Consider the following 3,935-nt stretch of genomic DNA (forward strand, 5'->3'; position numbering starts at 1 on the left):
TCGACGCGCTGCGGACGCGTGGCGATGGCCGGCCCGGCGGTGGAGACGGGCGGCGGCGCCGACTCCGGGCGGACCAAGGCCTGATCGCGCTTGCCGAACATGCCCTATTTTTTCCCGAACAGGCCGGAGAAGACCGACGTCTTCTGCGGCGCCGGCGGCTCGCGTCGGCTGATCAGGCGCGCCAGATGGTCGATGCCCTCGGCGGCCTTCGACTTGGGCGCGACCTCGGCGACCATCTGGCCGTTGTTGGCGGCCTGGCCGAAGGGCTTGGGATCGAAGGGCAGCACCAGGGACGGCGTCAGGCCCAGGGCCTCGCCGAAGTCCTTGACCGGGATCTCGGGACGACCGGGCACGCCGACCTGGTTGAGCACCAGGCGCGGCGGGATGTCGTTGGGCCGGGCCTCGCGGACCAGGTCGACGATGTTCTTGGCGTTGCGCAGGGAGGCCAGATCCGGCGTGGCCACCACGACCAGGTCGTCGCTGGCCATCAGCACCTGGCGGATCCAGGCGTTCCAGGCGTGCGGCAGGTCCAGCACCACGAACGGCGCCGCGCCGCGGATCTTCTGGGTGACCTCCTCGAAGGCGTCGGCCGCGATTTCATAGTCCTGGTCCAGGGAGCCGGGGGCGGCGAACAGCGACAGGCGGTCGCCGCACCGAACCATCATCCGGTCCATCAGCACCGGGTCCAGGCGGTCGGGCTGGCTCAGCGCGTCGAACACGCCCTGCAGCGGGTCCTGGTTGAAGTTCAGGCCCGCCGTGCCGAACGGCAGGTCCAGATCGACCATCACCGTGGCGGCCTGAAGACGCTCGGCCATCGACCAGGCGAAGTTGTGGGCCAGGGTCGAGGACCCGACGCCGCCCTTGGCGCCGACGAAGGCCACCTGGCGGCCGACGAACGGCGCGGCGGGGTCGGCATAGAGGCTGGAAACCGCGCGGACGATCTGCAGCGGGCTCTGGGGCTGGGTGATGTACTCGCTGACCCCGCGCCGCATCAGGTCGCGATAGAGGGCGATGTCGTTGGTCTGGCCGATGATCACGACCTTGGTGCCCGGGTCGCAGACCTGGGCCAGGCCGTCCAACAGGGCCAGCATGCGCGGGGCGGCGTCCAGGCTCTCGACCAGCACCAGCGAGGGGGTCGACTGGTTATGATAGTAGTCCACCGCGGCTTCCAGCCCGCCGGGCCGGACGGTGGTCGAGGCGCGGACCATGCGGCGGTCGGCCGAGGCGGCCTCGACCAGGGCCGCGGTCTCGGGGCGCGCGCAGAAGGCGTGGATGGTGATGCGCGGCACGACCGCCTCGCCCATCTCGGCGTCGGCGGTGGCCATGACTTCCTGCATCAGGGCCTGGGCGGCGCCGATCGGATAGCTCGACGCGGGCGCAGGCGCGGGCGCCACGGCGGGGGCCGGCGGAGGCAGGTCCACGAACGGCGCGAAAACGCCTTCGCCTGGGCGGGCGGGCGGGAAATCCGCGAACGGATCGACGTCCGAGCTCTCCGCCGGCGCGGCGAAATCGTCGTCGACCCCGGAACCCAGATCGAAGGGATCGTGATCGTCACGCGGGGTCATCAGTTGACCACCTTCGAAACGATGCCGTTGGACTGGTCGTCCTTGGCCGAGGCCGTGACCTGGCCCTTGCGGTACTTGTCGAGCACGGTCGCGCGCCGTCCGGAATCGATCGGACTCTCCGCGCGCGCGCTCAACAGATCCTCGGGATTGGCCACCTGGGCGGCCATGTTGGCGGTCACCGCGCAGCCGAAGTTCTGGTAGGCGGTGTTGTCGCGGGTGGCGGTGATGTTCTCCCAGCCGCCGCATTGCGGGACCTGGGCGGTGTAGCGCAGGAAGCCGACCTTCAGCGGCGCGCCCGGCGCGCTCCCGGCGTCATAGCTCGTCACCTGGACCTTGGCGGGCGGCGCGCCCATGGCGATCAGGCGCTGGCGAGCGGCCACGGCCATGCGGCCGCCCGTTCCGCCAGCAGGGGCGCTGACCACGATCTCGCGCGCCTCGGCGGCCAGCCAGCGGCGCAGCAACCCGTCCAGAGCCTGGGTCTGAGCGGCCGACAGCCCCTCGGGGTGAAGGGCCAGCAAGATCTCGTCCGGATGGGCGTCGATGTGGACGCGGTCCGTCCATTGCGCGGTCTCGGTGCGCGTGGCGAGCGCTGTTTCAGGCCCGGCGGGCGGCGAGGCGCAGGCGGCCAGCAGCGCCAGCGCCAGGCCGGCGGCGACCTGTTTCGAAACCGATCGGAGCGAAAAAGGATGGGGGCGCGTCATGTCGGCGTTCTCACTCGATCACGTAGCCGACGGGGCCCTGATAGGCGCGCTCGCTGTTGGCGCCGAGCGGCGCCTTGACCACCTTGTTCAGCCTGCCCATCAGGACCGTGCCCATGTCGTTGGCCATCTGCAGGCCGTCGGCCGGGGTCTGCAGGTTCTGCGCCTTGGTCGGGTCGACGATATAGGGGGTGATGATCACCACCAGCTCGGTCTCGCCGTTCAGATAGTCGCGCGAGCGGAACAGCGAGCCGAGGATCGGCAGGCTGGTCATGCCTGGCAGGGAGTCGATGTTCTGCTTGGTCTGCTGCTGCAGCAGGCCCGCGATCATCAGCGAGCCCCCGGACGGCAGTTCGACCGTGGTCTCGGCCCGCCGCACCGTCAGGCCGGGCACGCTCAGGCTGGGACCGCCGCCGGAACCGACCAGGGTGAAGGCGCCCAGGCTGGACAGTTCCGACACCTCGGTCGACAGCTTCAGCGAGATGCGGCCGCCCGACATGACGACCGGGGTGTAGCCCAGGCCCACGCCGTACGGCTTGAACTCCAGCGCGATGCGGCCCGCCAGGTCCTGGGAGACCGGAACCGGGAACTCGCCGCCGACCAGGAACTTGCCGGCCTCGCCCGACACCACGGTCAGGTTGGGCTCGGCCAGGGTCTTGATCAGGCCCACGCGCTCGAAGGCCTGCAGGCAGCCGTTCACGGTGTTGCCGGTGATGGTCTTGTAGGCCGTGGTCGCCACGCTGCTCAGCACGCTCGACAAGCCGCTGGTCGACCCGCTGGCGCTGGCGTTGGCCTGATGCAGGGCGGCCGTCTGGTTCGCCACGACCGTCACTGGATTTCCGTCGATGTCGTACACGGTCCTGGGCACCGGCGGCAGGGCGCCGGACCAGTCCGCCGAGGCGCTTGTGCTGTTCGACGCGCTGGTCGTCGAGGAGCTGCTGTTGCCTGTCGAAGTGTTGGTGTTCGTCACATTGGTCGTGCGGGCGCCGTCGCGCCCGTAGCAGGCGCTGCCGCCGCCCACCAGAGCGCCGTTGACGCCGAAGGTGTTGGAGCGCCCCAGGCTGTAGGACTTCAGTCCGTCGTTGAACAACAGGCTGGTCGAGACCCCCAGCTGCTTGATGACGCTGCGCTGGACCTCGACGATGCGAACCTTGAGCATCACCTGGTCCTTGCCGGCGATGGTCAGCATGTTCAGCACGTTGTCGGGCTTGTCGACGAAACGGGCGGCGATCTGAGAGGCCATGCCCGCCTCGCCGGTGTTGGCCACCGATCCGGTCAGGATCACGCTGTCGCGGATCGACTGCACCTGGATGCTGGCGTTGGGCAGCACGCGGCGCAGGGTGTCCTCCAGGGCGGTGGAGTCCTGCTCGACCTGGATCGCCAGGCTGAGGATCTTTCGACCCGAAGCGTCGAAGAACACCGCGTCGGTCGCGCCCAGGGCCATGCCCAGCACATAGATGCGACGCGGGCCGCGCAGCACCGCGTCGGCCACGGCCGGATTGGTCACCAGCATGTCGCGCACGTCGACGGGCAGCTCGATGATCGCCGACTTGCCGCGCGACAGGGCCAGGGTCTGGGCGCCCGAGGCGGTCAGGTCGATGCGCAGCACCCGGTCGGCGGGCGGCGCCATGGTCGGCGTGTCGAGCGCGCGGGACGCGACGCGCGCCGGCGT

The 3,935-nt window shown here is 70.1% G+C and carries 3 protein-coding genes; all 3 read right to left on the reverse strand.

The features are described from left to right. Positions 1–104 precede the first annotated feature (104 nt). Positions 105–1,565, reverse strand: coding sequence for an AAA family ATPase (locus tag WAL33_RS17120; RefSeq protein WP_422182729.1), 1,461 nt, complete (start codon positions 1,563–1,565; stop codon positions 105–107). Continuing rightward, positions 1,565–2,266, reverse strand: a complete 702-nt coding sequence (locus tag WAL33_RS17125; RefSeq protein ID WP_422182730.1) for a CpaD family pilus assembly protein — start codon at positions 2,264–2,266, stop codon at positions 1,565–1,567. The genes WAL33_RS17120 and WAL33_RS17125 overlap by 1 nt, the downstream gene beginning before the upstream one ends. A 10-nt stretch (positions 2,267–2,276) precedes the next feature. Then, positions 2,277–3,935, reverse strand: a 1,659-nt coding sequence (locus WAL33_RS17130; protein ID WP_422182731.1) for a type II and III secretion system protein family protein, incomplete at its 5' end; no start/stop codon positions are given.

The organism is Caulobacter sp. (assembly GCF_049283275.1).
Lineage (GTDB): Bacteria > Pseudomonadota > Alphaproteobacteria > Caulobacterales > Caulobacteraceae > Caulobacter.

What these genes read in the sequence shown, in the direction of transcription:
- WAL33_RS17120 (WP_422182729.1), bottom strand. Translation starts at nt 1,565, where the DNA reads ATGACCCCGCGTGACGATCACGATCCCTTCGATCTGGGTTCCGGGGTC.
- WAL33_RS17125 (WP_422182730.1), bottom strand. Translation starts at nt 2,266, where the DNA reads ATGACGCGCCCCCATCCTTTTTCGCTCCGATCGGTTTCGAAACAGGTC.